Here is a 24,624-nt window from a genome sequence, read left to right as displayed (position 1 = left end):
GCGACACTGGCCTCTCTCTCACGGAGGTCAGCCATGCAGCGCATCCGCGTCATCGACTCCCACACCGGCGGTGAACCCACGCGCCTGGTGCTGGATGGTTTTCCCGAGCTCGGCCACGGCAGCATGGCCGAACGCCGCAGCCGTCTGGCCGGCGAGCACGACGCCTTCCGCCAGGCCTGCATGCGCGAACCGCGCGGCAACGAGGTGCTGGTCGGGGCGCTGCTCTGCGAGCCGGTATCGCCTGCGGCCAGTGCTGGCGTGGTGTTCTTCAACGAGGTCGGCTATCTGGGCATGTGTGGTCACGGCACCATCGGCCTGGTGGTCTCCCTGGCCCATCTCGGCCGGATCGGCCCCGGCGATCACCTGATCGAGACCCCGGTCGGCGACGTCACCGCCACCCTGCATGACGATGGCAGCGTCAGCGTGCGCAACGTCCCGGCCTATCGCTATCGCCACGCCGTCCAGTTGGAGATTCCCGGCCATGGCCCGGTCACCGGCGACATCGCCTGGGGTGGCAACTGGTTCTTTCTCTGTGCCGATCACGGCCAGCGCATCGCCGCCGACAATCTCGACGGCCTGCTCACCTTCAGCCTGGCCCTGCGTGGCGCCCTGGAGGCCGCCGGCATCACCGGCGAGCAGGGCGGGCACATTGATCACATCGAACTCTTCGCCGAGGATCCGGACGGCGCCGACAGTCGCAGCTATGTGCTCTGCCCGGGCCGTGCCTACGACCGTTCGCCCTGCGGCACCGGCACCAGCGCCAAGCTGGCCTGTCTCGCGGCCGATGGCGACCTGGCCCCTGGCGCCGTCTGGCAGCAGGCGAGCGTCATCGGCAGCCGTTTCGAAGCCCATTATCAGCCCGGCGACGAAGGCCGCATCCTGCCGGTGATCCGCGGCCGCGCCCATGTCATGGCCGAAGCCACCCTGCTGCTGGCCGCGGACGATCCCTTCGCCTGGGGTATTCCGGGGTGAAGCAGGTGGCGGACGTCCTCGTCGTCGGCGCCGGCATCGTCGGGGCCAGTTGCGCCGCGGCCCTGGCCGCGCGCGGCTGTCGCGTGCGGGTGCTGGACGCCGGCCTGCCTGGCGCCTCCGCCGCCGGCATGGGCCACCTGGTGGTGATGGACGACGACCCCGCCGAATTGACCCTGAGCGCACGCTCCCTGGCGCTCTGGCGCGAGCTTGTGCCCCAGTTGCCAGCCGCCGCCGACTACCGCAACTGCGGCACCCTCTGGCTGGCCCGCGATGCCGCCGAGCTGGATCTGATCGAGGCGAAGCGCCAGCGCCTGGACGCCCAGGGCGTCGCCAACCAGCCGCTGAACGCTGCGGCGACCGCCGCGGCGGAACCGGCCTTGACCGCCCTGGCTGGTAGCCTGGAGGTGCCCGGCGACGGCCTGCTCTATGCACCCGTGGTGGCCGCCTGGCTGCTGCAACGCTCGCCGCTGATCGAATTCCAGCGTGCCCGGGTAAGCGCCGTCGAAGGCAGACGGGTGCGCCTGGATGACGGGCGCTGGCTGACCGCCGACGCCGTGGTGCTCGCCGCCGGCCTGCAGGCCGCCAGTCTCTGCCCGGACCTGCCGCTGGTGCCCAAGAAGGGCCATCTGCTGATCACCGACCGCTATCCCGAGCAGGTCCGCCACCAGCTGGTGGAGATCGGCTACGGCGCCAGCGCCCATGCCAGCAGTGGTGCCTCGGTGGCCTTCAATGTCCAGCCGCGCCCCACCGGCCAGTTGCTGATCGGCTCGTCGCGCCAGTTCGAGCGTCCGGACATGGCCGTGGAACCTGCGGTGGTCGGCCAGCTGCTGCGCCGCGCCCTGGATTTCCTGCCCGGTCTGACCCATACCTCGCTGATCCGCGGCTGGACCGGCCAGCGCGCCGCCAGTCCCGATGGCTTGCCGCTGATCGGCGCCCATCCCGATCAGCCCGGTCTGTGGCTGGCGGTCGGTCACGAGGGCCTGGGCGTCACCACCGCGCCGGCGACCGCCGAAGCCATCGTCAACGGACTGTTCGACGAGGGTTCCACGTTCCACGTGGAACCCTTCGCACCGGCTCGCTTCGCGACCACCCCGAGGAGCCTGGCATGCTGACCCTGTTTATCGATGGCGAGCGCCTGGAGATCCGTCCCGGCAGTCTGCTCACCGCGGCCCTGGCCAAGAGCGGCAACCCCGCCGCGCGCCGTTCGGTAGGCGGAGAAGCCCGGGCCCCTTTCTGCGGCATGGGCATCTGCCAGGAATGCCGGGTACAGGTCGACGGCGTGCGCCGCCTGGCCTGCCAGACGCCGTGCCAGGACGGCATGCAGGTGGAGCGCCTGTCATGAACGCCACGCGCTGCGATCTGCTCATCATCGGCGCCGGCCCGGCCGGTCTCGCCGCCGCCCGCGCCGCCAGTGGTCGGGGCCTGAACCTGGTGCTGCTGGACGACAATCCCTTGCCCGGTGGTCAGATCTGGCGCGCTCGTGCGGGCCAGGTCGCCGCCGAAGTCGGTCAATTGCCGGCAGACGTCACCCTGCTTACCCAGACCCGCGTCGCCGCGGTCCTGGGCTCACACCAGCTGCTGCTGGAAGACGCCCACGGCAGCCGTACCCTGGATTTCCACACCCTGATCCTCTGCACCGGTGCCCGCGAACTGCTGTTGCCGTTCCCTGGCTGGACCCTGCCCGGAGTGACCGGCGCGGGTGGTCTGCAGGCGCTGATCAAGGGTGGCGTGGAGGTGGCCGACGAGCGCCTGGTGGTCGCCGGTACCGGTCCGCTGCTGCTGGCCAGCGCCGCCACCGCGCGCCAGGCGGGTGCCCGGGTCGCCCTGGTCGCCGAACAGGCCGGGCGCCGAGCGGTACTCGAGTTCGGTCTGCAGCTCTGGCGCTGGCCCAACAAGTTGCGCCAGGCGCTGACCTTGGCCACCCCCCGCTATAGCCCCGGCACCTGGGTCGAGGCGGCGCTCGGTACCGACCGTCTCGAAGCCGTACGCCTGCGCCAGGGCGAGCGTCGCTGGGAGATCGCCTGCGATCGCCTGGCCTGTGGCTATGGCCTGGTGCCCAATGTCGAACTGGCCCAGAGCCTTGGCTGTGCGACCCTGGATGGCGCGGTGGCGGTAGATGACCAGCAGCGCACCGGCCAGCCGCACATCCTGGCCGCCGGCGAATGCACCGGCATCGGCGGCAACGAACTGGCCCAGGCCACCGGTCGTATCGCTGGTCTGGTCGCCAGCAGCCAGCTTGACGCCGTGGCCCCCGTGCAGGCCGAAGCCCGGGCCTGGCGCCGCTTCGTCGCCCAACTGGCTCGCACCTTCGCCCTGAATCCGGCCATTGCCCGGCTGGCCCAGCCGGATACCCTGGTCTGCCGCTGCGAAGACGTCGCCCTCGGCGCCCTGGTCGGCCATGCCGACTGGACCCAGGCCAAGCTGCGCAGCCGCTGCGGCATGGGCGCCTGCCAGGGCCGCATCTGCGGCCAGGCCACCCGCGTCTTGCTGGGCTGGACGCCCCCGGCGCCGCGCTTTCCCCTGCAACCCACCCGTATCGACAGCCTGCTGGCCCTGACCGAGGACGAGAGATGAACGCCGCCGCCCACCTGGACGCCCTGAGCCGCGCCCGGCCCGCCGACCTGCCCGCGCTGCTCGCCAGCCTGAGCCTGGTGGCGCCGCTGCTCGACGCCATCCCCGGCGTGGTGTTCTTCGTCAAGGATCTGGAGGCGCGCTATGTGCTGGTCAACCTGACCCTGGCCCAGCGCTGCGGCTTCGAGGACGTCAGCGAGTTGCTCGGCCGGACCGCCGAGGAAGTCTTTCCCGCCCCCCTGGGCGGCGCCTACGCCGAACAGGATCGCCGCGTGCTGCGCGAAGGCCTGGCGCTGGACGATCAACTGGAATTGCACCTCTACGCCGGTCGTACCCCGGGCTGGTGCCTGACCCGCAAGCTGCCACTGCACGACGCCCAGGGCCGGCTGATGGGCATGGCGGGCATCTCCCACGATCTCCAGGCTCCGGCCGCCGATCATCCGGCCCACGCCAAGGTGGCCGAGGTCGATCGCTATCTGCGCGAGCACTATGCCCAGCCGCTCTCGGTAGGCGAACTGAGTCAGAGGGTCGGCCTGTCGGTCTCCCAGCTCGAACGCCAGTGCAAGCGCATCCTGCGCCTCACGCCCCAGCAGTTGCTGCACAAGGCCCGGCTCGACGCCGCCTCGCGCCTGCTGGCCCGCGACCTGCCCGTCACCGAGGTGGCCCTGGCCTGTGGCTATACCGACCACAGCGCCTTCAGCCGTCAGTTCCGCCGTCTCACCGGCCTGTCGCCCCGGCAATACCGCGACTCTCTCAAGCCCCGTTCCCGTCTGGAGGAAACCCCCGCATGAGCACTCCCCGCGTCAACTGGAGCGGCGTCTTTCCCGCCGTCACCACCCAATTCAACGACGACTTCTCGGTCAACCTGGAAAAGACCCATGGCGTGATCAGCAACCTGGTGCGCGATGGCGTCTCCGGCCTGGTGATGTGCGGCACCGTGGGCGAGAACACCTCCCTGACCCTGGAAGAAAAGATCTCCCTGGTGGAGGTCGCCAAGGACGCCGCCGGTGGTCGCGTACCGGTGATCTGCGGCGTGGCCGAATTCACCAGCCTCAATGCCACCCGCACCGCCCAGGCGGTCGGTCGCGCCGGCGCCGACGGCATCATGCTCATGCCGGCCCTGGTCTACTCGGCCAAGCCCCACGAGACCGCCGCCCACTTCCGCAGCGTGGCCAGCGCCCTCGACCTGCCGCTGATGGTCTACAACAACCCGCCGATCTATAAGAACGATGTCACCCCGGACATCCTCATCTCCCTGGCCGACGTCGACAACATCGTCTGCTTCAAGGATTCCTCCGGCGACACCCGTCGCTTCATCGACGTGCGCAACGAGGTGGGTGACCGCTTCGTGCTCTTCGCCGGTCTCGACGACGTGGTGCTGGAAAGCATCGCCGTGGGCGCCGAAGGCTGGGTCTCGGGCATGTCCAACATCTTCCCCACCGAAGGCGAAACCATCTTCCGCCTGGCCAAGGCCGGTCGCTTCGCCGAGGCCATGCCGCTCTACGAATGGTTCATGCCGCTGCTGCACCTGGATGCCCGCCCGGACCTGGTGCAGTGCATCAAGCTCTGCGAAGAACTCGCCGGCCGCGGCAGCGCCCTGACCCGTCCGCCACGCCTGGCCCTGCCCGACGCGGACCGCGCCTTCGTCGAACGCCTGATGGCCAAGGCCCTGGAAACCCGCCCGCAGTTGCCTGACGTGGGGATCTGAGGCAAGGCCTTATCGCGGCCATGGCGGTCCGCCGACGTGGCCGCTCTTACAGGTTCAGATACGACTGTAGGAGCGGCCCATGGCCGCGATAAAAACCACCCCTCACGCCGCGCCAATCCACCCCCTCTCCTGCCTGCGGGAAAGGGCCGGGGTGAGGGCGCTCTCTAGCGCGATCCCACCTCAAGCGTCCAGGCATCTAGCCCGCACCTCTCGCCCCACACCACCACCCGTCCCGTGAGCGCCACAGCCTGTCCTCCAACCGACAGGCGATACCCGGCGCAGGGGCACGCTCCGCCCCGCTTTCGTCTATACTAGGCCGCTCATTTCCCAAGCCACGTCCACCGCGTGGCTTCTTCATTTCAGAGGCACGACGATGAGCGCACTCGTAGGCGTGATCATGGGCTCCAAGTCCGACTGGTCCACCCTGAGCCACACCGCCGACATGCTGGACAAGCTGGGCATTCCCCACGAAGTGAAGGTGGTCTCCGCCCACCGCACCCCCGATCTGCTGTTCCAGTACGCCGAAGAGGCCGCCGGGCGCGGTATCGAGGTGATCATCGCCGGGGCCGGCGGCGCCGCCCACCTGCCGGGCATGTGCGCTGCCAAGACCCACCTGCCGGTGCTGGGCGTGCCGGTGCAGTCGTCCATGCTCTCGGGCGTCGACTCCCTGCTGTCCATCGTGCAGATGCCGGCCGGTGTACCGGTCGCCACCCTGGCCATCGGCAAGGCCGGCGCCATCAACGCCGCGCTGCTGTCCGCCAGCATTCTCGGCGGCAAGTACCCCGAATACCACGAGCGGCTCAACGCCTTTCGCGAAGAGCAGACCCGCACCGTGCTGGACAATCCCGATCCGAGGGAGCAGGCATGAAGATCGGCGTCATCGGTGGCGGCCAGCTGGGCCGCATGCTCGCCCTGGCCGGCACGCCGCTGGGCATGAACTTCGCCTTTCTCGATCCGGCGCCTGACGCCTGCGCCGCCGCCCTGGGCGAACACCTGCGCGCCGACTACGGCGACCAGGATCACCTGCGCCAGCTGGCCGACGAGGTCGATCTGGTGACCTTCGAATTCGAGAGCGTCCCGGCCGAGACCGTGGCCTTTCTCTCGCGATTCGTGCCGGTCTATCCGTCCGCCGAAGCCCTGCGCATCGCCCGTGACCGCCTGTTCGAGAAGTCCATGTTCCGCGACCTGGGGATCCCCACCCCGGCCTTCGCCGACGTCCTCTCCCAGGCCGACCTGGACGCTGCCGTGGCCCGTATCGGCCTGCCGGCGGTGCTCAAGACCCGCACCCTGGGCTACGACGGCAAGGGCCAGAAGGTCCTGCGCCAGCCGGAAGACGTCACCAACGCCTTCGCCGAGCTGGGCAGCGTGCCCCTGCTGCTGGAAGGCTTCGTGCCCTTCACTGGCGAGGTCTCCCTGGTCACGGTGCGCGGTCGTGATGGCGAGGTCGCCTGCTACCCGCTGGTGCACAACACCCACGAGAGCGGCATCCTGCGCCTGTCGGTGGCCAGCTCCGACCATCCGCTGCAGGCCCTGGCCGAAGACTATGCCCGCCGCGTGCTGGAGCAGCTCGACTACGTCGGCGTGCTGGCTTTCGAGTTCTTCGAGGTCGAGGGTGGGCTGAAAGCCAATGAGATCGCCCCGCGCGTGCACAACTCCGGGCACTGGACCATCGAAGGCGCCGAGTGCAGCCAGTTCGAGAACCACCTGCGCGCCGTGGCCGGCCTGCCGCTGGGCTCCACCGCCAAGGTTGGCGAGAGCGCCATGGTCAACTTCATCGGCTCGGTACCGCCGGTGGCCGCCGTCACCGCCCTGGAAGACTGCCACCTGCACCACTACGGCAAGGCCTTCAAGGCCGGGCGCAAGGTCGGTCACGCCACCCTGCGCAGCGCCGATGCCGCGACCCTGCAGACCCGCATCGCCGCCCTGGAAGCCCTGATCCAGGATTGATGCCAGACGGCTTCCGCACACGGAAGCCGTTTTCCCCTGAACCTCGACGGATCACCGGTGGTCGGAGACTACAACGACGCCTGCTGACCGGCGTTGTCTTACCAGCACTCAAACAGGGGATTCTTCACATGGGCATCATCGCAACCATCATCATCGGTCTCATCGTCGGCCTGGTTGCCCGCTTCCTGAAGCCGGGCGACGACAGCATGGGCTGGATCATGACCATCATCCTGGGCATCGTCGGCTCCGTGGTCGCCACCTACCTGGGCCAGGCTCTGGGCATCTACCGTGCCGGTGAAGGCGCAGGTTTCATTGGTGCCGTGGTTGGCGCCATCATCGTGCTGTTCATCTACGGCATGGTGACCAAGCGTCGCTAAGACGCCGCTTCGCCTCGGCGAAGCCAAGTAGCACAGCGTTTTCGCCCCTGGTGTCGCCCGTCGACCCAGGGGCTTTTTCATGGGCGAGGCTTTGCTTTGCGGCCTGGAGACTGGACCCCTGACCCAGCGCGCCTCACACTCGGACTTTTGCGTCCGACCTGCCGACCATGCCCAGACTGCTCATCACCCTGCTGCTCGCCAGCCTGCCGCTGCTGACCCATGCCGCCAAGGGCGAACCCCCGGAAACCAACTGGCTCGATCTACTCACCGCGGAGGATCGCCACGCCCTGGAAACCATGCCCGAGATCAGCCACAACAGCCCCGAGGCCCCCGGTGGTTTCGGCTCACCGGGCGGGCTCAAGCAGAAGGACAACGGCCTGCCCGAGGTGATGCACTCCACCCGCACCGTGGCCGCCCTGGATGGCAAGAACGTTCGGTTGGGGGGATTCCCGGTGCCGCTGGAAACCGACGCCAAGGGCAATTTCCGCGAATTCTTCCTGGTGCCCTACCCGGGCGCCTGCATCCACGTCCCGCCGCCGCCGCCCAACCAGATCGTGCTGGTGCGCTACCCCAAGGGCGTGCCGCTTCCCGACATCTACGAGCCCTACTGGGTCATCGGCACCCTGCACACCGAGGCGGTCGACAACGCCTTGGCCGAGGCGTCATACACCCTCGACGCCAGCAAGGTCCGCAAGGTCGAAGAAAGCGATCTCTGACGATCGTAGGTTGGGCTAAGACAGCTCCACCGTCGCAGCCCAACAGCCAGAGGTGGCAACGTAGCGTGGACAACGGCGCAGCCTTGTCCACCAACGATCACACGCAGACCCTAGGCCGGCTGCCGCTTGCCGTAGCGCTGCTCCAGATAGGCGATGATGTCGTCCGACTCGTACATCCACACGCTCTGGCTGCCTTCGTCGATCCGCAGGCAGGGCACCTTCACCCGGCCACCGCCCTGTTCCAGCTCGGCGCGCAGTTGCGGGTCCTTCTTGATGTCCTTGAGGCGGATCGGCAGGTTCAGCCGATGCAGCGCCCGGCGCGTCTTCACACAGAAGGGGCAGGCCTGGAACTGATAGAGCGACAGATTCGCCAGCTCCGCCTCGATGGCAGCCTGAGCCTGCTCAGTGCGCTGGAGCTTGCGGGGCCGGGTCACCAGATCCAGGCCGACGATCACCTGGCCGAGGCCGTTGCGTAGCAGATTGATCAACGCGATTCACCTTGAGGGTCGTTCGAGCCGGGCAGTTTACCCTATCGACCCAGGGCTGCCGCTCCGCCAGTCGTTACGGAACGTCACCCGCAGGGCAGGCTCTACTAGAGGGATTAATTCCTCGATGGAGACCTGTTGCATGCCGCTGTCTTCCGCAGAGCGCGAAGCCTTTCGCCAGCTCGCTGCCGATCTTCCGGGTGTCGATCTTCCGGTCTATGAACAGTTCGCCAAGGACCCGCTGGACCCCATCATCGGTCTGGGCGATCCCGATGCGCCCCTGGGCTTCTTTGGTCGCGATCCAGGGCGGGACGAGGTGAAGTACGGCGAGCCCTTCATCGGCAGCGGCGGCCAGATCGCCCGCAAGGTCCTCTATACCCACCTGCACGGCCAGCCCCCGGCCGACTTCGAAGCCACCCGCAGCCTGAGCCAGCAATTCTTCTGGGCCAACACCGTGCCCTACAAGCCGCTCGGCAACAAAGCCTGGTCGGAACGGGTGAAAAAGACCTTCCACCCCCTGATGCGCCGACTGCTCATAGAGCACTGGCACGGCACCCAACTCATCACCCTCGGCCGCGAAGCCTTCCTCTGGTTCGGCATCGGCCAATCCAAGGAAGAACGCGCCCGCCTGGAAGCCTTCTGGAAAAGCGAAGAGCGCTTCGAAAACAGCATCGAGGTCACCCTGGAAACGGAGGAGGGCATCCGCAAGACGCTAACGCTCTATCCGCTGCCGCATCCGTCGCCTTTAAATCAGACGTGGTATACGAGGTTTCCTGGGTTGCTGGCGAGTAGAGTAGAAGAGCTTCTCGCATAGAATTATAAGGAGTTTAGGTGGTACTCGGTTTTAGATTTGTATTTTTTAATCAGGCAATTTAGCTTGGAGGTTTCTTCGGCTCGCGTTCCCAAGCTCTCAATGCTTTCGAATAGACACGTTTTTTCAATGAAATTGTCCCATGCGATGCTGGATTCCCCAAGGTTTTTAATCTTTTCTGCTTGCATTATTGGATCATCTTCATAGAATTTTTTTGCGTTGTTGTAGGCTGTGGTAGCGTCTCGCCTTGCCATCTCTAACTGAGATTTTAGAACGTCTTCATCTGCTTTTTGCTGCTTGAGTTCTATTTCTAAATTAGCACTTGTACTATCTACGGCTGACATAAAGGCAAATAGTGCCATGGTTCTGTACGTTGCACTGCGCATGCTTATAGTTCGAGTCCGTAATTTTTGCGCTACTGATAGTTTAAGATGCTTTTAAATTTTTCCAAACGAGCGAGTGAGCCTTTCTGGGTTTGGGGCATCCCTAATATTTTGTAATCGCCGCCTTTGTGAGTGATGATAATGCCTGCCTCATAGTCGTTATTTGTAAAGGAGATGCCATACTCTCCTTTGGGATCATTTGTCTCACTTCTTGCTATTACATAACTGTTGAAGGAGAAGTTTTTCCATGGGCTGGAGCTGGCTTCAGCAGGGTAGGTCAGCTGTATATGGCTTCGAGCTCCATATCTATAAAAAAGATAGTTGTCTTTAGGGTTCACACATATAGATGCGGTTTTCTGCTTGCTTCTGTTTTGAACCAAACAATTGTATCTTCCTCGTGTAGGCAAAGTCCATTGTCTGTGCGAGCAGCTGCTTCTTGAGTTGCAGCGCCTGCGTATGTGAAAGCAAGAAAAGTTAAAATATACTCAGGTATATGTGTTTGAGGAAGCGTTAATAATTGACTTGATGGCTTTATTTTTCGCGATTTCTTGGCTTTCCTGCGAGTAGGATGGAGTGCATTTGGTTTGCCGTCACTTTGAATTAACTCTAAGTAATTAGATAAGTCCTTTGAAGCTTTCTTTCGCTATAGATGAATGCGCATAACGAGCTATCAATCGGGGTTGTCACTTATGGTTAGCGTGGGCATTTATAAAACACGATTTTTTTCTTTTGGAAAAAATCAGGATTTTCTTTCCAGTATGTCGTGCTGCTTCTTTTATTGTAAAAACCGACCCACTCAAAGATAAATTCTTCATCTGACCAGCTTTTTATTTTGCCGATAGCTTTGTCTTTTGAGAAATTTTCCCAGTCAAGCTGCATTCCCCCTGAACCCAGATCCAATACTTCGTCAAAATAAACAGCTGTATCGTTTTTTTCAGTGGCAAGCTTGGTCTTTATATAAATTTGATTGGAGTTGACTTCCAGTTCAGCAGCTTTATGGCTAACTATCTGAAATCCTTGCAGGGCCTCGCAGTCAGGTGACCAATGACCCGTAAACTCATTTTTCTCATCTGCATTTGATAGAGAATAAGCACTAAAAAGTATAGTGAGAAATAGTAACTTGATGCTTTTGGTGATGATTTTTTTCATAAGTAGGTACTCAAAAAACCTTTCCTTAAATAGAGTTCTGTTCGGCCTTCAATTTCTTCTTTTAGAAAAATTTCATAGCTCTTGAGAGACTCTTCCATAGTTTTCACAGGCTGGCCATAAGGGCTAGTCGGCAAGCTTGCCCATTCAGTACTGCATTTCTTTATGGCTTCTTCGATTTTTCCATCGCAAATCGTTAGAAGTGGATTTGATCGTATTTTGTATCTTAATAGAGCAATGCAAAACCGGTCCTGAGATTCGGGTGTAAAATCCTTGATCTGTAGTTTCTCGCGGATTCTTATCATGGCTTTGTCGTTCCAAGTATACGCCATCACTTGATAGGCGCCTGCCGCTGAAGATATATAACCCTGTCTCCTTATTTTTATATTTGGATGGTTGTCGAAGTTTTTCGAATAATCCTTTATAAAGGACTGTCCGCCGAAAAGTTTTTCGTAACCAGACTTTCCAGAGGTCCCCTCGCCAACTCTGATCATTCTGATAAAGGCGCGAACTCTCAGTTCTCTCATATCGCTTTGTGTGGCTTCTATTAGGATTATAGGATGAAAATGCCACGGATCTTTTATATGTGTTCGAATTGTGCTGGCTACTTGGCTCCACCAGCTAATCGTTTCTATTTTGCTCTTCTCCTGCTGCCATGCAAAATTCGGATTTTCTTTAAAGTTCCCGACTAGCTTATCTAGATCATCCCAATAATTTGGTTCGTAGATCCACTCTGTTCTATGTCTTACAGCTAATCTGCAAATAGCTTGGTATGGTGAGAGTTTTTTATAGCTTGTGGGTTTATAAGAATGTGAGTTGCTCTCTGTGTCCTGTTTTCTTAGGATACTTTCAATTTCTTTTCTGGTTGGATCTAAGGAGGCTTCGCTAATTAAATTTTCAAATTCTCTTTTTTCTTCATAAGAAAAAGGATTCAGCTGTGTTTAAGTGGCGCGCAAGTTTTGCTGCTGGAGTAACATTGTCTACTAAAGTCTTATAGTCAACCCACTCCCACGGACTATGTCTGCTAGTAATCAACTCCTGCTCGCAAATCCATCCATCAATGGGTTTCCCTTCACCATCCGCCAGTCGATCCTTCAGATGCCACCAGCGCACTTCCGGCGTGCAAATGCCACCTTCGTTTCGTGCGGGTACGACGACCTTGTCGGTAGCGGGCAAGGTCTCCAGTTGAGCCTGGCTGAGGATGAGGTCCACGCCCACCTGTACGCCTGGATCACTAATCCGCGGCGGATGGTTGGCATCGATATTGGAGCGGTGGGTGATCAGCTTGCTGGCGCCAGCATGGATTTTCAGCAGGGTTCTTTCGCTTTCCGGCAAACGAGCAGCCCAGGCCCGGCTGCGCTCAATGAAGGCGGGAACGTCGTCGCAGCTGAAGGTCTCGAGGTGGATCTGCTGCCGACCTTCGTATAGGCCTGGGTGGCCGAGCAGAGCGCCGGCCTTGATGGGAAAGGGCTGGTCCAGGACAACTACGGTGTTCTGTGCCTTGGGCGCGGCTTCCGGTTCGAGGTAGCGGCGCGCGACGTAGCCCAGGCCGGTTTGGGTACGCCTAGGGCGAAGGGTCAAGCCGTTATCGAGGATCTCGATGATCTCGCACCACTCGCCATCTCCGGCAATCCGTATCCGGCTACCGTTGGCGAGTTCGGCCTGGACTGGCGCATCAGCGCGCGGCTCTTGGCGAACATTGAGTTTGCCCCCCTGGGTCCGTACACGATAGCGATCGTTACCCCAGAAGGCCGGGCGAGGCAGGGTGGGCTTGGCTTCGTAGCCGGCCCAGTCCAGCAGGTGCATGTAGAGGCTGAAGAAGACCAGCGAGGGAGGCGTTTCGGTGCCGTTGGGCAACTGCGGAGCTTCCAGACGGTGACGTATCAGGACGAAGCTGGTGGAGTAGGTCTTGCCCTCCGAATCCGCCTCGGGCGCGAAGCGATGAACCCTGTCGTCGATACGATAGGCGACCACCTCGCCGTCCGCGATGCAGTGAATGCGAGACTGATCCAGAAAGGCTGAGGTGCCTTCGTCGAAGTGGATACCGCCGTGCCAGAGGCCATTACTACCCAACAGATAGGTACCACCCTGGGCATGGGCGAGTGCCTGCTGATAGAGCTGGGGATCGGTGACGTCCTGGCCGCCTTTCGCCTTGAAGGGATAGGCCCAGTTTTCCACTTTGGGCTGGGGTGCTGTGGGGTTGCTGGTCATGCTGCTGTCCTTTGCAGAGGCCGCGTCGTCGCGGCAGGTCCCTCGAGTGGCCGGGTCAGACGGAAAAATGGAGCATTCGCTGGGGCCTTGCGTCCTGGTGCTGCGGTTCGTTGGCAAGCGCCAGCTGGTTTGAATCGCCAGCCGTGCCCGGCTGGGTGGTACCTGGTGCTCGCGGTCGCTGCAGGGCGATGCCCGAGCCTTTGCCGGGTGCGCCGCCGGCATTCAGGCGAGCCAGGGGACCGACCAAGGTGATACCGCTGGGGTCGAGCTTGATGAAACTGCCACCGGCAGTCAGGGTAAGTTCGGTGCCGGCCTCGATGACGACACGATCACCCGCCTTGATATGGATTTCCTGGCCGGCCTCGACGAACTGGCCGCTGCCCAGCTTGAGATGCTGACTGCCGCCGATCAGCAAGTGATCGCTGGCCTTGACCTCGACCTTGCGCAGGCTATGGACGAGGCGGTGCTCTTCGGCGTGCAGCTCACTGTGGCTGTTGCCATGGATACGCTGATGGCGCTCGTGGCCGATCTCGCTACGGTGGTCGTGGCGGATGTGTTCATCCCAGTCGCGCTGGGCATGGACGTGGATTTCCTCCTGCCCCTGGCGATCCTCGATGCGCAGTTCGTTGTAGCCCTGGCCGCCTGGGCTACTCAGGCTCTTGAAGGTGCTCCGGGTCTTGTCCCTGGGTAGTTGTACCGGTGGCTGATGCTCGGCGTGGTACAGGCAGCCAAGGATCAGGGGCTGGTCGGGATCCCCTTCGAGAAAGCCCACCAGAACTTCCATGCCGACCCGCGGGATGGCCAGGGCACCCTGGCGATTACCGGCCCAGTTGCTGGCTACCCGTAGCCAGCAACTGGTGCGTTCGTCTGCCTGCCCTTCACGATCCCAATGAAACTGGACCTTGACCCGACCCAGGGCGTCGCAATGGATCTCTTCTCCAGCCGGGCCGGTGACCACGGCGCTCTGCTGGCCGAGCAGGCGTGGCTTGGCATGACGAGGCAGAGGGCGAAAGGGCAGTTGCCAGGGAATGGCGTGGAAACGATTGCGGTACCCCTGGCTCCAGCCATCGTCGTCTGGCAGCCTCAGCAGTGCAGAGGTGCCCAGGCCTTCTTCCAGCACCTGGGGTTGGCGGCCCTGATGCTCGATACGGGTGAGCAGCCACAACTGGTTCCAGCTTGCGCGGGGATGCTCGGTCAGGGGTAGGAAGTGGCCGCTGGCCAGACGCGGCTGATCGCCGTGGCCCTGGGCTGTCTGGCTGTCGACGCGCAACGCCTCGAGGCCGCGGGCACTGAGCTGCTTGCCGCGATTCCGATCGCGAAAGCCGGCAGGAAAACGGTAGCTTTCCAAGGTCGGCTGCTGTTCGAGGTCGGTGCGGCTTTCCAGGCGCAGCCGGGGCTGCAGGGCATCCTGATCGCGCAGGATCAGCTGGGTGCTGCGGGTCTGGACTCCGACTTCGAGTCCGCGCACGACGGGATGATCGGCGACCTGACCGCTGCCTGGATGATAGGGCGTGGCGGCGAGACGGGGAAAACTGGTGGCGTCATCACCGAACACCAGCACGGCGCCGTCAGGCCGGTGCTCGAAGTGGTAGTGGATGCCTTCTTCCTCGCACAGGCGATTGAGGAAGTGCAGATCGCTCTCGCCATACTGCACGCAGTAGTCGCGCGCAGGATAGGGCGTTGGGCCGAGTGCCAGGCGATAGGCACCCTCCAGGATCCCATGCTCTTCGAGCAACCTGGCGAGGATCTGGGGTACCGCGAGGTTCTGGAAGATCCGGGAGTTGGTACGCTGGGCCAGATAGGTCAGACGGGGAACCAGTTCGAGCCGATAGCGGGTCAGGCGTCGTCCTGAGTCCCCCTGAACGATGGCGCCCAGCAGTCCGTGAAGGCCTACGTCCATAGGGCCCAAGCCAAGCCAGGCGGGACGGTTGAGCAGGTCTTCCAGGGCCCAGTCGGGCTTTTCGCTGACGACTTCCACCCGCAGACGATAGGGTTCGTTGAGGGCTTCCTGCCCATGGAAGGCCAGCACCTGAAAGTCATGGACCAGGCCCGGCAGGGTCAGGGTGAAGCGCGGAGCATTGGCGGGGCTGAACATGGAGTGTCTTCCTGACAGTGAGAGGTTTCACGTGGAACGCGAGAGCAGACGCTGCCACCACGGCTGCGGAGGCGCCGGCGCCTGCCACGCGGTGCGCCACTCGCCAAGGTCCTGCTGGCGGCGGGCGGGATCGATTTCCAGGGCTTTGCGAAGCACCTGCCAGGCGTCGGTAGGCATGGCCGCTGGCCGTTCGGGTTCGATTTGCAGGCTGCGGGCCTGCTTGGCGCTAAGGCGGCGATAGGGATGCTTGCCGGTTGCCAGTTCATAGAGCACGCAGGCGCAGGCATAGAGATCGCCCGCTGGGGTCAGCCGTCCGTCTTCGAGCAATTCGAACGCGGCGTAGCGCACGGTCCAGGCATTGAAGCGTCCACGACTCAACCGCGGCAGGCCGGGCAGCAGGTCTTCGCAGGGCTGACCAAGACCGAAATCGAACAGGCGCAGACCGCTCTCCGTGAGGATCACGTTGCTGGGCTTGAGATCGCCATGCAGGACGCCGTTGGCGTGAGCGAACTGCAGGGCATCCAGCAGCGGCAGGGCGATCTCCTGCAGTTCGGTCCAGTCGAGTCCCTCGGGACGGTCACAGAGCAGGGCATCGAGCGTTGGGCCGCGCAACAGCTCAAGGGTGATGAAGGCGCGCTCGCTGCCAGGGTCGATCTCGAAACCATGCAGGCGAACGATATGCGGATGGCGCAGCCGTACGGTCAGGGCGAACTCCCCATAGAGCAGGGCGTTGGCATCGCCGTACTCGGCGAAGTCGTCGTTGAGCACCTTGATCGCGACCTGGGGTGCGGGATCACCATACTGCTCGCGCAACAGGTCGCGGGCGCGGTAGACGGCGCCCATCCCGCCAACGCCCAGCAGGCTTTCCAGTCGATAGCGGCTGCCCAGCACATCGGGCAGTGGAGCCAGCTGGCGGGTAGCAGCCGTCGTGCTGGGAGAAGCGAAGGCGAAGTGGGTGAGACCGTCATCGACGGCTGGATCCTGAAGGTTCATGCAGCCTCCCGAAGATGGATGACGATGGCGGTGAGGTTGTCGCGCGCGGGGCCTTTGAGCACGCCATCGAGCAGGCGCTCCAGGGCCAGGGCGGGCGAGGGCAGCGAGAGTGCGGCGCCCAGGGCGCGCTCTTCCAGGGCATCGTGCAGGCCGTCGCTGCTCAACAGCAGGCGGTCACTGGGCTGCAACCCGAAGCGGACGATGTCCAGGGCCAAGGCCTCCCGGGCACCCAGCGCCTGGGTCAGGGCGCGGGCGCCCGGATGGCGGGCTGCCTGGCGGGGACTGAGGCCTTCGACATCGATCAGGCGCTCCAGCAGGCGATGGTCGCGGGTCAGCTGGTAGAGCCGGTCGCCACGCCAGAGATAGGCGCGACTGTCACCCGCCCAGATGCAGGCCGCCTCGCCTCCACTGACCACCAGCGCCACGACCGTGGTGCCGATCAGGCGCTCGGGACCTTCGGCCAGTACCGTGAGATCCTGGGTGAGTCGTCGATTGATGTCGTGAAGCACTCGGCGCACCTGTTCCAGACGCTGGTCGAGCCCACCGCTCAAAGGCGTCTCGGCCAGGCGCTCGATAGCCAGGCGACTGGCGCGCGCACCGTCCTGATGGCCGCCCATGCCGTCGGCCACCGCCCAAAGGCCGTCGCTGGGGCGCTCTGGCAGCGCATCTTCGTTATGGGCACGTACCTTGCCCGGATGGGTACGGGCAATGCTCAGGGCCGTCGCCATCAGAGCCGCTCCGGCAGCCTGAAGCCGCGCAGGGTGGCCACGTCGAAGGGGTTGGGCGAACGCTGACTGGACAGCAGATAGCCGGCATGGCGGCCCTCCAGGTCGGCCTGTACCAGCAGCACGTCGCGGGCGCTGTGCTGTTGCAGCTTCATGCGGTCCAGCAGGCGGAACAGCGACCAAGCGCTACCGTCCTGCTCCAGGCCCACGCGGCGTCCACCCAGCTCCTCCAGGACCAAGGTCGTCCTCAAGGCATCGTTCTGCGGCCAGCGAAAGGTGGCGGCGACGATGGGGCCATGGCGGTATTCCAGACGCTCCTTGCCAATATTGAGGTCGGCGCGGGTCAGGCTTGGATCCAGCGAATAGGGCTCGAGCTTGAAGACGATGCCGGGCTCGGCCGGATTCTCGGCAAAGAAGCCGCGCCTGATCTGCTGGGTGCGGCTCATCTGGGCGAGGAAGTCCCGAGACAGCGGCAGGCTGTGGCCATCAATGCTGCGCGCGCGATAGGCGTCGCTCTCGCCGCGAACCACGAAGGGCTTCAGATAGGTCTCGAAAAAGCTGTCGGCGATACCCTGGGCCTTGAAGAATTCGCGGAAATCGACCAGAGAGACATCGCTTTCGCTGTCGGCCTTGAACGGATAACGCCTGTCCAGGCCGTTGCGATAGCTCGCCAGCAGTTCACTCTGGTAACGCCCATTGATGTAGTCGTAGGCGCCGGCCAGGATCAGATTCCAGCTGTCGTCGACCAGCAGACCGAGCCAGCCGTTGACCGGGGTGGGCAGCCGGCTGGCGGCACTACGCAGGCTGTTGAGTGCGTCGCGGTTGCCGGCCATGCGCGCCTTGGCCAGTTCGAAGGCGGCCTGCTCCGGAGCGCTGGCGTGGGCCAGGCCTGCCAGTTGTTGCTGGAGGTCATTGAGTGCCGCCATGGCTGGAGCAAGGTCGGCCACTGCAGCGCCCTGGTCGTCGAGCAGCCGATGCAGATTCTCGAAGCGGCTCTGCAGGCTGCGGCGCGCGGTGTCCGGCAGGGCTCCACCCTGGCTGGCCGCCGCGGCGAGGCGGGTGTTGTTGCGGACTTCGGTCAGGAGCTGCAAGAGCGGCGAGTTGGCCGAGGTGAGCCCGGCCAGCAGGGTGGCGCCCTGGTTGGCGTCGCCCACGGGTTGCAGCGTGATCCGGGCGAGCGCATCGCTCCACTGATTGGCGTAGTCGCGGAAATAGAGTTGCTCGAGTTCCACCTGCAGGTGGCGCAGGTCCATGCCGGTGATGCCGTCGCCATCGCCCAGCACCCAGTTGTCGGCGGTCAGCTCTTGGATCACGGTCAGGCCCTGGGTGGAAAAGGTCTGCGCATAGCCCTGACGGGTATAGAACCCGGGGATGGGGTAGTCGGCGCCTTCGAAGGTCAGGGCCTGGGCGCCCAGCTGCTGGCTCAGCCGATAGATCGGCAGGCCGCTGGCCTGGTCGCGCAGGATGCGATAGACCACCGCGGCCAGGGATTCGCTGCGCAGTACCTGGCGCGCCTGGGTCACCAGCTGGGTATCCACCGGATAGGCGTCAAAGCCCTGCTCCAGCAAGCGCGCCAGATGGGTATCCAGACTGTTCTGGGTGAGGGCGTCACCCGGATAGCGCTGAGACCAGTCGGCGGCGGCCCAATCGCGCAGGGTGCGGGCGTCGCGGCGTTCGGGCAGTTGCAGCATCAGGTAAGCCCGCAGGTGACCGATCAGCCGCTCCCGGTCGCCGAGGCTGCCACGGATGCGCTCTTCCAGCTGCGCCTTGAGCCGCGGCAGCAGATAGTTGTCGAGGGCCTGGTGATAGGCGGCCTCGGTGACTGGGCGTACGGCCTCTCCTTGATAGAGCCCGGTGCGTTCGCGCAGCGGCGTAGCGTCTGCGGCTGGAAAGACCTGGGTGCCGGCATAGGCGTTATCCAGTATCGGCAGCACCGCGCGGGCATCGGCGTCGGCCTTGAGCTGACTGCGCGCCTGCACGCCGTGCTGCACCAGGTCGCGCAGGCGCTCCAGTCGCGCGTGATTGCCGGCGAAGCTGCTGGTCCAGAGCGCCGCACCCAAGGCCAGGCCGGCCAGGGCTGCGGCATAGAGACCCCGCTGCCCCCAGCTCAGGCGGCGCAGCTCGCGCTGGTCCAGGCCAGCCAGAGCCGCCTCGGGAAAGATCACGCGACTGAACAACTGGCGGATGAAACGTGGCTGGCCGCTACGGTATTGGGGCAGCAGGCTGCTGGGCAGACCGAGCTGATCGCCGATGCCCTGGGTCTGGGCGTCGAGTGGCTGGCTCAGCGCCGGGGTGCTGGTCAGGTAGAACCCGCGTAACTGGGCCGCGCGCTGGTAGCGATTGCCCGCGAAGGCCAATTCGACGAAGAGGGCGAGGCCATCGCCCAGACGACCCAGCTGATGTGGGAAGTCGAGGATCTGGCCGCGGCGCTGGCCGTCGCGCTCCTGATGGATACGCGGGATGACCTGGCTGTTGAGGCGGCGCAGCAGTTCCTCGAATTCCTGGCGCAGCACTCCGGGATCGGTACCGTTCTGGGCTTCACGAAAGGTGGTGCCCAGGACCTGCTCATTTTCCTCGCGAGAAAGACCGTCGAAGAAGGCGTCGAAGCCAGGCAGGTGATCCGCCTGGGTCAGCACCAGATAGACGGGGACCTCGACCTTGAGCTCGCGAGCCACCTCGTGCAGGCGGGCGCGTACTTGACGTGCCAGGATTTCCTGGGCGACTTCGTTGCCACTGGCTAACTGCGCTACCGGGATAGCAATGAGAATGCCATTGAGCGGGTGCGTTCGCCGCTGGCGCCGTAGCAGGTGCAGCAGGGTCTGCCAGGCACTGCTGTCCACTAGAGCGTCGCCCTGGGTCAGGTAGCGGCCGGCGGTGTCCAGGAGCACCCCCTGTTCGGCGAAGTACCAGTCGCAGTGACGGGTGCCGCTGACATCGCGGGTCAACCGGGAACGCTCTGTATTGAGCGGGAATTCCAGACCGGAGAAATCCAGCAACGAGGTCTTGCCGGCACCCTGCGGCCCCAGTAGTAGGTAATGCGGCAGTTCGCGCCGCCAGCGCTGGCTGCGGCCCCGATAGAGGCCGGCGCCATGCAGGGTGCGGTAGGCGTCACGGGCGCGGGACTCCAGTTCGTGGGCCTCGTCGTCGATGCGCTCGGCGCGCAGCTGATCGTGCTGGCCCGCTTCGGTGGCGAGACGCTGCCGTTGCTTGCGCTGCTGCCAGCCCTGCAGCAGCGCCATGACCAGGCCCCAGCCTAGGAACAGACCGCAGAGGGTGGCCAGGCGGTGGGTGACCGAGGCCCAGGGGCTGTAGCCGGCAAAGGCCAGCAGCGGGCCAAGGGTCCAGACCAGACCGCCCAGACCCAGGGTCACGAGCAGCGTCCAGGTCCAGGGACGGCGCAGCATGCGTCCGAGTGCAATGATGAATCCTTTCATGGGTGCGCTTCCGTATCAGGTGTGGGGTGGGGCGGCCACTGGCGCGGTGACCGCAGGGCCACCCGGATAGCCTTGCAGCAGGCTGTCGCGCTGCTGTTCCAGCGCCAGCCTGAAACCGCCATAGAGGCTGGCAAGGCAGATCAGGGTGAACAGCGCGACCAGCCACCAGGGCACCAGGCGGACCAGCCGTCGTGGCCGGGCATCCAGTCCCTGCCAGTGCGGAGACAACTCGCGCGGCACATCCCCGCGCAGCTGGCGAAGTTGCCGATAGAGGCTGTCGCGGATGGCTTCCAGCTCGAGCATGCCGCGCGGTAGCACCCGATATTTGCCCTCGAAGCCCAGCGCCAGGCAGAGGTAGAGCAGTTCCAGCAGAGCCAGGTGCTTGGCCGGATTGCGACTGAGGCGTTCGAGCAGCAGAAAGAACTTCTCGCCGCCAAAGGTCTCGTTGTGAAAGCAGCTCAGCAGGCTGAGCTGCGACCAGTCACCGGCATTGCCCCAGGGGGTGGTGACCACCGCCTCGTCGACCGTGGTGCAAAGGGCATAGCGGGCGGCCATGACCTCACCGCTGTCCAGCCCGCTGGCCAGGGCACGCTGTTCGAACAGCCGCAGGCTGGCGGCCAGGCGCTCCTTGAGCACATGCAGGTCTTCCGCGGCGTAACTCTGGCGCAGGCGCACCACCTCGGAGAGCAGTGGCGCGGCAGCGCCTATCATGGGATTGATGCTCAGATTCAGGGTCTCGCCCGGTCGCAGGCGTGCCGCCTGGACCATGCGTTCCTCCAGCTGGGCGTAGCGCGGTGGCTCGGCAAAGTCGGTGAGCCGGCTGCGGGGGGTGTCCGGCCCCTGGGCGTGGCGACTCAGCACCACGGTCCTGTCGTCCCGGCCTGCGTCGGTTGCGGTCTGCATGCTTAGCTCCTGATCGCCCAGAAGGCGAGGTCGAGGCCCGGAAAGGCGCCGGAGACATGAAAGGCGAAGCCACCGGATTGCTCGAGCTGGGCGATGTCGGTGGCGCTGAGTTCGAGGGCGAAATAAGCCTTGTCGGTATGGAAGGGCAGCTGACGCGGCGCGACCGGCAGCGGTTTGAGGGTGAGTCCTGGCAGGTGCAGATTCACCAGCTGGCGGATGCGCTCCACCGGTCCCACCTTGAGGTGCGCCGGCAGGCGCTGACGCAATTCCTCGGTGCTGCACTCGGCCCCGGCGATGAGCACGAAGCTGGCGCTGGCTAGCAGACCGTGGTCCTGCAGGGGCGCGACCTGGATGCCGTACTGACGCTGTTGCAGGGGCAGTGGCAGGGCATGCTGTTCGAGCACCATGGACAATGCCTGGCGCAGGGCCTGGAACAGCGGTGCGAAGCTGCCGGCCTGATCGGCGTGGCGATAGTGAAGGTCCAGTGCCGGACGCCGGTCGGCAGCCGCGAAGGTAGCCAGCTCTCCGTGCAGGGCGAGCAGTTCGCGAAAGAGGCTGCGTGGATGCAGTTGTTCATAGTCCAGGCAGTGGCGCAGAACCGCTTCATGGCGATTGACCAGTTGCAGCAGCAGGAAGTCACCGATCTCTGCGGTGCCCAGGCTGCCAGCCTGGCGCAGGCGTTGAGAAAGTACCTCGGCACGATGGGCGAGCAGGGAGGCGACCTCCTTGAGACCCGCCAGCAGAGGCTCGGCTGCCCGCACCTGGATGACGCTGGGGGTAAAGGCGGTATCCAGCTCCAGGCTGCCGTCTGGCGCCGTTTCCAGCAGCTGACAGACCTGCAGGCGGACATAGGCGTCCAGTCGCGGATGGCTATCGAGCAGCAGCCGGAAATCGGGACGTCCGCAGGTGACCGCCCCCCGCTCGCCGAAACCGGCATGAGAGTCGGCGATCTCGCTGTCGACGCTCAGGTAACGGGCGATGACGTCGTCCTGGTCGACTGGACGGCTCTCCAGGCGCTGGCCGCTGGTCAGGGGGAGCGCCAGCCAGACCGCACTGTCGCGGGTATTGGCCGGTACATCGAGAGCCAGGGGCTCGCCGTCGGCGCCCAGTTCGAAGAGGGTGCCATCGGGCAGGATGCCACTGGCCTGACTGACCACTACCTTGCCCATGGCGAGGAATTGGCGATCGAGAGTCAGCTCGAAAAAGCCCCATGCCGGCTCGCCCAGGCGACGGGTACGAATCTGCAGCTGCTGGGCGTGATAGCGGTCGTTCTGCTGGAAGTGCTGCGGCCGCAGCAGCATGCCTTCCTGCCAGATCACCTTGAGTTGCTGCATGGCCTACTCCTTGATCGGCGGAGCGGCCTGGATGCCATCCGCCGTGAAATCCAGGCGGATCTGCGCCAGCGCCGCGGGCCTGAGCTGGATGACCTGCCGCCACTGGCTGCCGCCCAGGTTGCGGTAGGCGCCATAGATGCCGACGTAGCGGCTGGCGTCCTGCACCCTCAGCTTGAGTTCGCGTGACTCACCGGGCCGTAGCTCGACTTCTTCCTCGGCGACCCAGTCGGGAGCCAGGGTCTGCTTGGCGTTTTCATAGAGGGAAAAGAATTCGGCATTTTCGAAGCCGACCGGATTCTTCAGTTCGATCAGGCGCACCACCAGCGGCGAGGGCCGGCCGTTGAGGTCGGGATTGAGGTCCTCACCGCCCTTCAGGGTCAGGTCGATGCGGGTCGGATCAGGTGCCCTGGGGCTGGTGCAGGCACCTAGCAGCAGGGCCAGGCCGAGCGCGCCGAGGCGTAATAGGGTGTTCATGTCAGCGTCCTTGCTGGGTGGGATTGAGGGTGGCGATGAGGCGGACCTGCTCGGTGTAGGCCTGGGCGAAGTCCTTGGCGAACAGCCGTTCGCGCCAGTCGTCGTCCTGGCGCAGCTCGCGATACTGGCGCTGCCAGGCACGCCAGAGTCTGGCATCGCGCCCCCAGCGCAGGCGTCGGCCGTCACGCTCAAGGCGGGCTTCGCACTGGGCCGGTGCCAGCTGTTCAAGGGTGGCCAGCACCGCCTGGCGACTGGCCGCGACCAGGCCAACCTGATGGGCCTGAAGTTCGCGACAGGCGCGGAGCAGAGCCTGGTCCGCGGTGAGCTGGCCGGAAGCGCTGGGGCGCAACAACTGACTCAAGGCCGCGTCGCCGTCGGCCGCGAAGGCCAAGGGGTTGTTGCCGCTGCTCTGTACCGTGGTAAGCGGCAGCCGCAGTTCATTGCGCGTTTCGTTGCGGGTCCGCAGGCAGCCGTGCAGGCCCTGGGTCGCCAGGCGCAGCAGGCGCGCGACCTCGAGTGCCAGGGTTTCACGCGCCTCGTGGTCGAGGTCGGCAAGCTCCAGACCCAGGGCCGCCCCGAAGGCCTTCCAGAACGTTGGTGTCTGGCGCTGCGGAGCCGCCGCCGGGCGCTCGACCGGAGCCGGAGCGCTGTGCTCTACCAGAGCAGGAATGCCCAGGCTGTCCAGATCGACCCGGGCATAGTCGCTGCGAGTAATGTCAGTGGCGAAGGGATCCAGACCCTCGAGCTCGTCGATGCCGTGAGGATCGCGACGCTCCAGCGCCTGCAACGGATCCAGTTCGAGAAAGGCGTCGTCCGGGATCAGTCCAGGGGCACTGGTGGGGACCTGGAAATCGTCGGTGAACCCGGCCGGATCGCGAATCAGGCGGGCAGCAAGGGCGAAGGTGCCCAGGGCGAAGGTCTGGCCATGCTGGATCCGCCAGGGCTCGCCCTTGGTCAGACGCTGACCATCGGCAAGCTGGACGCCATTGCTGCTCAGGTCGGTAAGAAAGTAGTCGCCTTCGCTGTAGCTGATGCGGGCATGCTGACTGGACAGCACCCGCTGCGGATCGGGCAGGTACCAATCGCAGTCTTCGCTGCGACCGATGAGTCCGCCAACGTGGCGAAAGGTCTTTTGGGTGAGCAGTCCGGGGGCGTGCGCTCGACTGCCGACCAGATCGAATACCAGTTCCATGGTCTTGTCCTGTCCTAGGTGAGGCGGTGGGATGTCTGGGGTTCGCCCAGGGGGCGATAGTCCTGCAGATCCCCGGGCGACGAGGTGCAGGCGGCCAGGGCGAGTAACGTCAGCAGCAACAGGGAGCGAAGTAGTGCAGGCATGGGG

The 24,624-nt window shown here is 64.1% G+C and carries 26 protein-coding genes; 11 read left to right on the top strand and 15 right to left on the bottom strand.

Features of this window, described 5'->3' with window-relative positions:
* Window positions 1–33: 33 nt before the first annotated feature.
* The 10 genes from PSEK12I1_RS0101400 to PSEK12I1_RS0101355 all read left to right on the top strand — a co-directional run bounded on the left by PSEK12I1_RS0101400 (window position 34) and on the right by PSEK12I1_RS0101355 (window position 8,291).
* The gene (locus PSEK12I1_RS0101400) at window positions 34–972 is read left to right on the top strand and encodes a 4-hydroxyproline epimerase (RefSeq protein ID WP_027600460.1); all 939 of its coding nucleotides are present in this window, start codon (window positions 34–36) and stop codon (window positions 970–972) included.
* The gene (locus tag PSEK12I1_RS0101395; protein ID WP_027600459.1) at window positions 969–2,084 is read left to right on the top strand and encodes an FAD-binding oxidoreductase; all 1,116 of its coding nucleotides are present in this window, start codon (window positions 969–971) and stop codon (window positions 2,082–2,084) included. The genes PSEK12I1_RS0101400 and PSEK12I1_RS0101395 overlap by 4 nt, the downstream gene beginning before the upstream one ends.
* Window positions 2,078–2,314: a (2Fe-2S)-binding protein gene (locus PSEK12I1_RS0101390; RefSeq protein WP_027600458.1), complete on the top strand. Its 237-nt coding sequence runs from the start codon at window positions 2,078–2,080 to the stop codon at window positions 2,312–2,314. The genes PSEK12I1_RS0101395 and PSEK12I1_RS0101390 overlap by 7 nt, the downstream gene beginning before the upstream one ends.
* Window positions 2,311–3,546 (top strand): FAD/NAD(P)-binding oxidoreductase, encoded by a 1,236-nt coding sequence (locus PSEK12I1_RS0101385; RefSeq protein WP_027600457.1) that lies wholly within the window; start codon window positions 2,311–2,313, stop codon window positions 3,544–3,546. The genes PSEK12I1_RS0101390 and PSEK12I1_RS0101385 overlap by 4 nt, the downstream gene beginning before the upstream one ends.
* Entirely contained in the window at window positions 3,543–4,334 is a 792-nt protein-coding gene (locus PSEK12I1_RS0101380; RefSeq protein ID WP_027598660.1) for an AraC family transcriptional regulator, read from the top strand. Before PSEK12I1_RS0101385 ends, PSEK12I1_RS0101380 begins: the two co-directional genes overlap by 4 nt.
* Entirely contained in the window at window positions 4,331–5,251 is a 921-nt protein-coding gene (locus PSEK12I1_RS0101375) for a dihydrodipicolinate synthase family protein (protein ID WP_027598659.1), read from the top strand. The genes PSEK12I1_RS0101380 and PSEK12I1_RS0101375 overlap by 4 nt, the downstream gene beginning before the upstream one ends.
* 373 nt (window positions 5,252–5,624) lie before the next feature.
* On the top strand, window positions 5,625–6,119 hold the full coding sequence (purE, locus tag PSEK12I1_RS0101370) for a 5-(carboxyamino)imidazole ribonucleotide mutase (protein ID WP_027598658.1): 495 nt from the start codon (window positions 5,625–5,627) through the stop codon (window positions 6,117–6,119).
* On the top strand, window positions 6,116–7,198 hold the full coding sequence (locus PSEK12I1_RS0101365; protein WP_027600456.1) for a 5-(carboxyamino)imidazole ribonucleotide synthase: 1,083 nt from the start codon (window positions 6,116–6,118) through the stop codon (window positions 7,196–7,198). Before purE ends, PSEK12I1_RS0101365 begins: the two co-directional genes overlap by 4 nt.
* A 128-nt stretch (window positions 7,199–7,326) precedes the next feature.
* Window positions 7,327–7,575, top strand: coding sequence for a GlsB/YeaQ/YmgE family stress response membrane protein (locus PSEK12I1_RS0101360; protein ID WP_007160058.1), 249 nt, complete (start codon window positions 7,327–7,329; stop codon window positions 7,573–7,575).
* A gap of 167 nt (window positions 7,576–7,742) precedes the next feature.
* Window positions 7,743–8,291, top strand: a complete 549-nt coding sequence (locus PSEK12I1_RS0101355) for a DUF3299 domain-containing protein (protein WP_027600455.1) — start codon at window positions 7,743–7,745, stop codon at window positions 8,289–8,291.
* Window positions 8,292–8,401: 110 nt separating this feature from the next.
* Here the strand turns inward: PSEK12I1_RS0101355 and PSEK12I1_RS0101350 are convergent, their stop codons facing one another.
* The gene (locus PSEK12I1_RS0101350) at window positions 8,402–8,779 is read right to left on the bottom strand and encodes a glutathione S-transferase N-terminal domain-containing protein (RefSeq protein ID WP_027600454.1); all 378 of its coding nucleotides are present in this window, start codon (window positions 8,777–8,779) and stop codon (window positions 8,402–8,404) included.
* Between the two features lie 139 nt (window positions 8,780–8,918).
* On the opposite strand from PSEK12I1_RS0101350, the gene PSEK12I1_RS0101345 reads away from it, so the two are divergent.
* Entirely contained in the window at window positions 8,919–9,590 is a 672-nt protein-coding gene (locus PSEK12I1_RS0101345; RefSeq protein ID WP_027600453.1) for a uracil-DNA glycosylase family protein, read from the top strand.
* Between the two features lie 2 nt (window positions 9,591–9,592).
* On the opposite strand, the gene PSEK12I1_RS24505 is transcribed toward PSEK12I1_RS0101345, so the two are convergent.
* The 14 genes from PSEK12I1_RS24505 to PSEK12I1_RS24485 form a co-directional block, all read right to left on the bottom strand.
* Window positions 9,593–9,949 (bottom strand): hypothetical protein, encoded by a 357-nt coding sequence (locus PSEK12I1_RS24505; RefSeq protein WP_155951389.1) that lies wholly within the window; start codon window positions 9,947–9,949, stop codon window positions 9,593–9,595.
* 53 nt (window positions 9,950–10,002) lie between these two features.
* Window positions 10,003–10,308: a hypothetical protein gene (locus PSEK12I1_RS24500; protein WP_152643581.1), complete on the bottom strand. Its 306-nt coding sequence runs from the start codon at window positions 10,306–10,308 to the stop codon at window positions 10,003–10,005.
* Between the two features lie 355 nt (window positions 10,309–10,663).
* The gene (locus PSEK12I1_RS24495; protein ID WP_155951390.1) at window positions 10,664–11,119 is read right to left on the bottom strand and encodes a hypothetical protein; all 456 of its coding nucleotides are present in this window, start codon (window positions 11,117–11,119) and stop codon (window positions 10,664–10,666) included.
* Window positions 11,116–11,643 carry a glycoside hydrolase family 104 protein gene (locus tag PSEK12I1_RS24490; protein ID WP_155951391.1) on the bottom strand — a complete coding sequence of 176 codons (528 nt, stop codon included), beginning with the start codon at window positions 11,641–11,643 and terminating at the stop codon, window positions 11,116–11,118. The genes PSEK12I1_RS24495 and PSEK12I1_RS24490 overlap by 4 nt, the downstream gene beginning before the upstream one ends.
* A gap of 388 nt (window positions 11,644–12,031) precedes the next feature.
* Window positions 12,032–13,327, bottom strand: a complete 1,296-nt coding sequence (locus tag PSEK12I1_RS23440; protein WP_051399171.1) for an SH3 domain-containing protein — start codon at window positions 13,325–13,327, stop codon at window positions 12,032–12,034.
* 55 nt (window positions 13,328–13,382) lie between these two features.
* Window positions 13,383–15,422, bottom strand: coding sequence for a type VI secretion system tip protein TssI/VgrG (gene tssI, locus PSEK12I1_RS0101335; protein ID WP_027600452.1), 2,040 nt, complete (start codon window positions 15,420–15,422; stop codon window positions 13,383–13,385).
* 27 nt (window positions 15,423–15,449) lie between these two features.
* Window positions 15,450–16,415, bottom strand: a complete 966-nt coding sequence (locus PSEK12I1_RS0101330; RefSeq protein WP_027600451.1) for a serine/threonine-protein kinase — start codon at window positions 16,413–16,415, stop codon at window positions 15,450–15,452.
* On the bottom strand, window positions 16,412–17,143 hold the full coding sequence (locus PSEK12I1_RS0101325; RefSeq protein ID WP_155951392.1) for a PP2C family serine/threonine-protein phosphatase: 732 nt from the start codon (window positions 17,141–17,143) through the stop codon (window positions 16,412–16,414). Before PSEK12I1_RS0101325 ends, PSEK12I1_RS0101330 begins: the two co-directional genes overlap by 4 nt.
* Window positions 17,143–20,574 carry a type VI secretion system membrane subunit TssM gene (tssM, locus tag PSEK12I1_RS0101320; RefSeq protein WP_027600449.1) on the bottom strand — a complete coding sequence of 1,144 codons (3,432 nt, stop codon included), beginning with the start codon at window positions 20,572–20,574 and terminating at the stop codon, window positions 17,143–17,145. The genes PSEK12I1_RS0101325 and tssM overlap by 1 nt, the downstream gene beginning before the upstream one ends.
* Window positions 20,575–20,589: 15 nt before the next feature.
* Window positions 20,590–21,477, bottom strand: coding sequence for a type IVB secretion system protein IcmH/DotU (icmH, locus tag PSEK12I1_RS0101315; protein WP_027600448.1), 888 nt, complete (start codon window positions 21,475–21,477; stop codon window positions 20,590–20,592).
* Window positions 21,478–21,479: 2 nt separating this feature from the next.
* Window positions 21,480–22,811, bottom strand: coding sequence for a type VI secretion system baseplate subunit TssK (gene tssK / locus PSEK12I1_RS0101310; protein ID WP_027600447.1), 1,332 nt, complete (start codon window positions 22,809–22,811; stop codon window positions 21,480–21,482).
* A 3-nt stretch (window positions 22,812–22,814) separates the two neighbouring features.
* Window positions 22,815–23,285, bottom strand: coding sequence for a type VI secretion system lipoprotein TssJ (gene tssJ / locus PSEK12I1_RS0101305; RefSeq protein WP_027600446.1), 471 nt, complete (start codon window positions 23,283–23,285; stop codon window positions 22,815–22,817).
* A gap of 1 nt (window position 23,286) precedes the next feature.
* The gene (gene tagH / locus PSEK12I1_RS0101300) at window positions 23,287–24,477 is read right to left on the bottom strand and encodes a type VI secretion system-associated FHA domain protein TagH (protein ID WP_027600445.1); all 1,191 of its coding nucleotides are present in this window, start codon (window positions 24,475–24,477) and stop codon (window positions 23,287–23,289) included.
* A gap of 14 nt (window positions 24,478–24,491) precedes the next feature.
* Window positions 24,492–24,620 (bottom strand): type VI secretion protein, encoded by a 129-nt coding sequence (locus PSEK12I1_RS24485; protein WP_144945613.1) that lies wholly within the window; start codon window positions 24,618–24,620, stop codon window positions 24,492–24,494.
* Window positions 24,621–24,624: the final 4 nt, after the last annotated feature.

The organism is Pseudomonas sp. MOIL14HWK12:I1, from assembly GCF_000510705.1.
Lineage (GTDB): Bacteria > Pseudomonadota > Gammaproteobacteria > Pseudomonadales > Pseudomonadaceae > Chryseomonas > Chryseomonas oryzihabitans.
The sequence above is the reverse complement of the archived record's forward strand: the minus strand, read 5'-3'. Positions and strand labels throughout refer to the sequence as shown.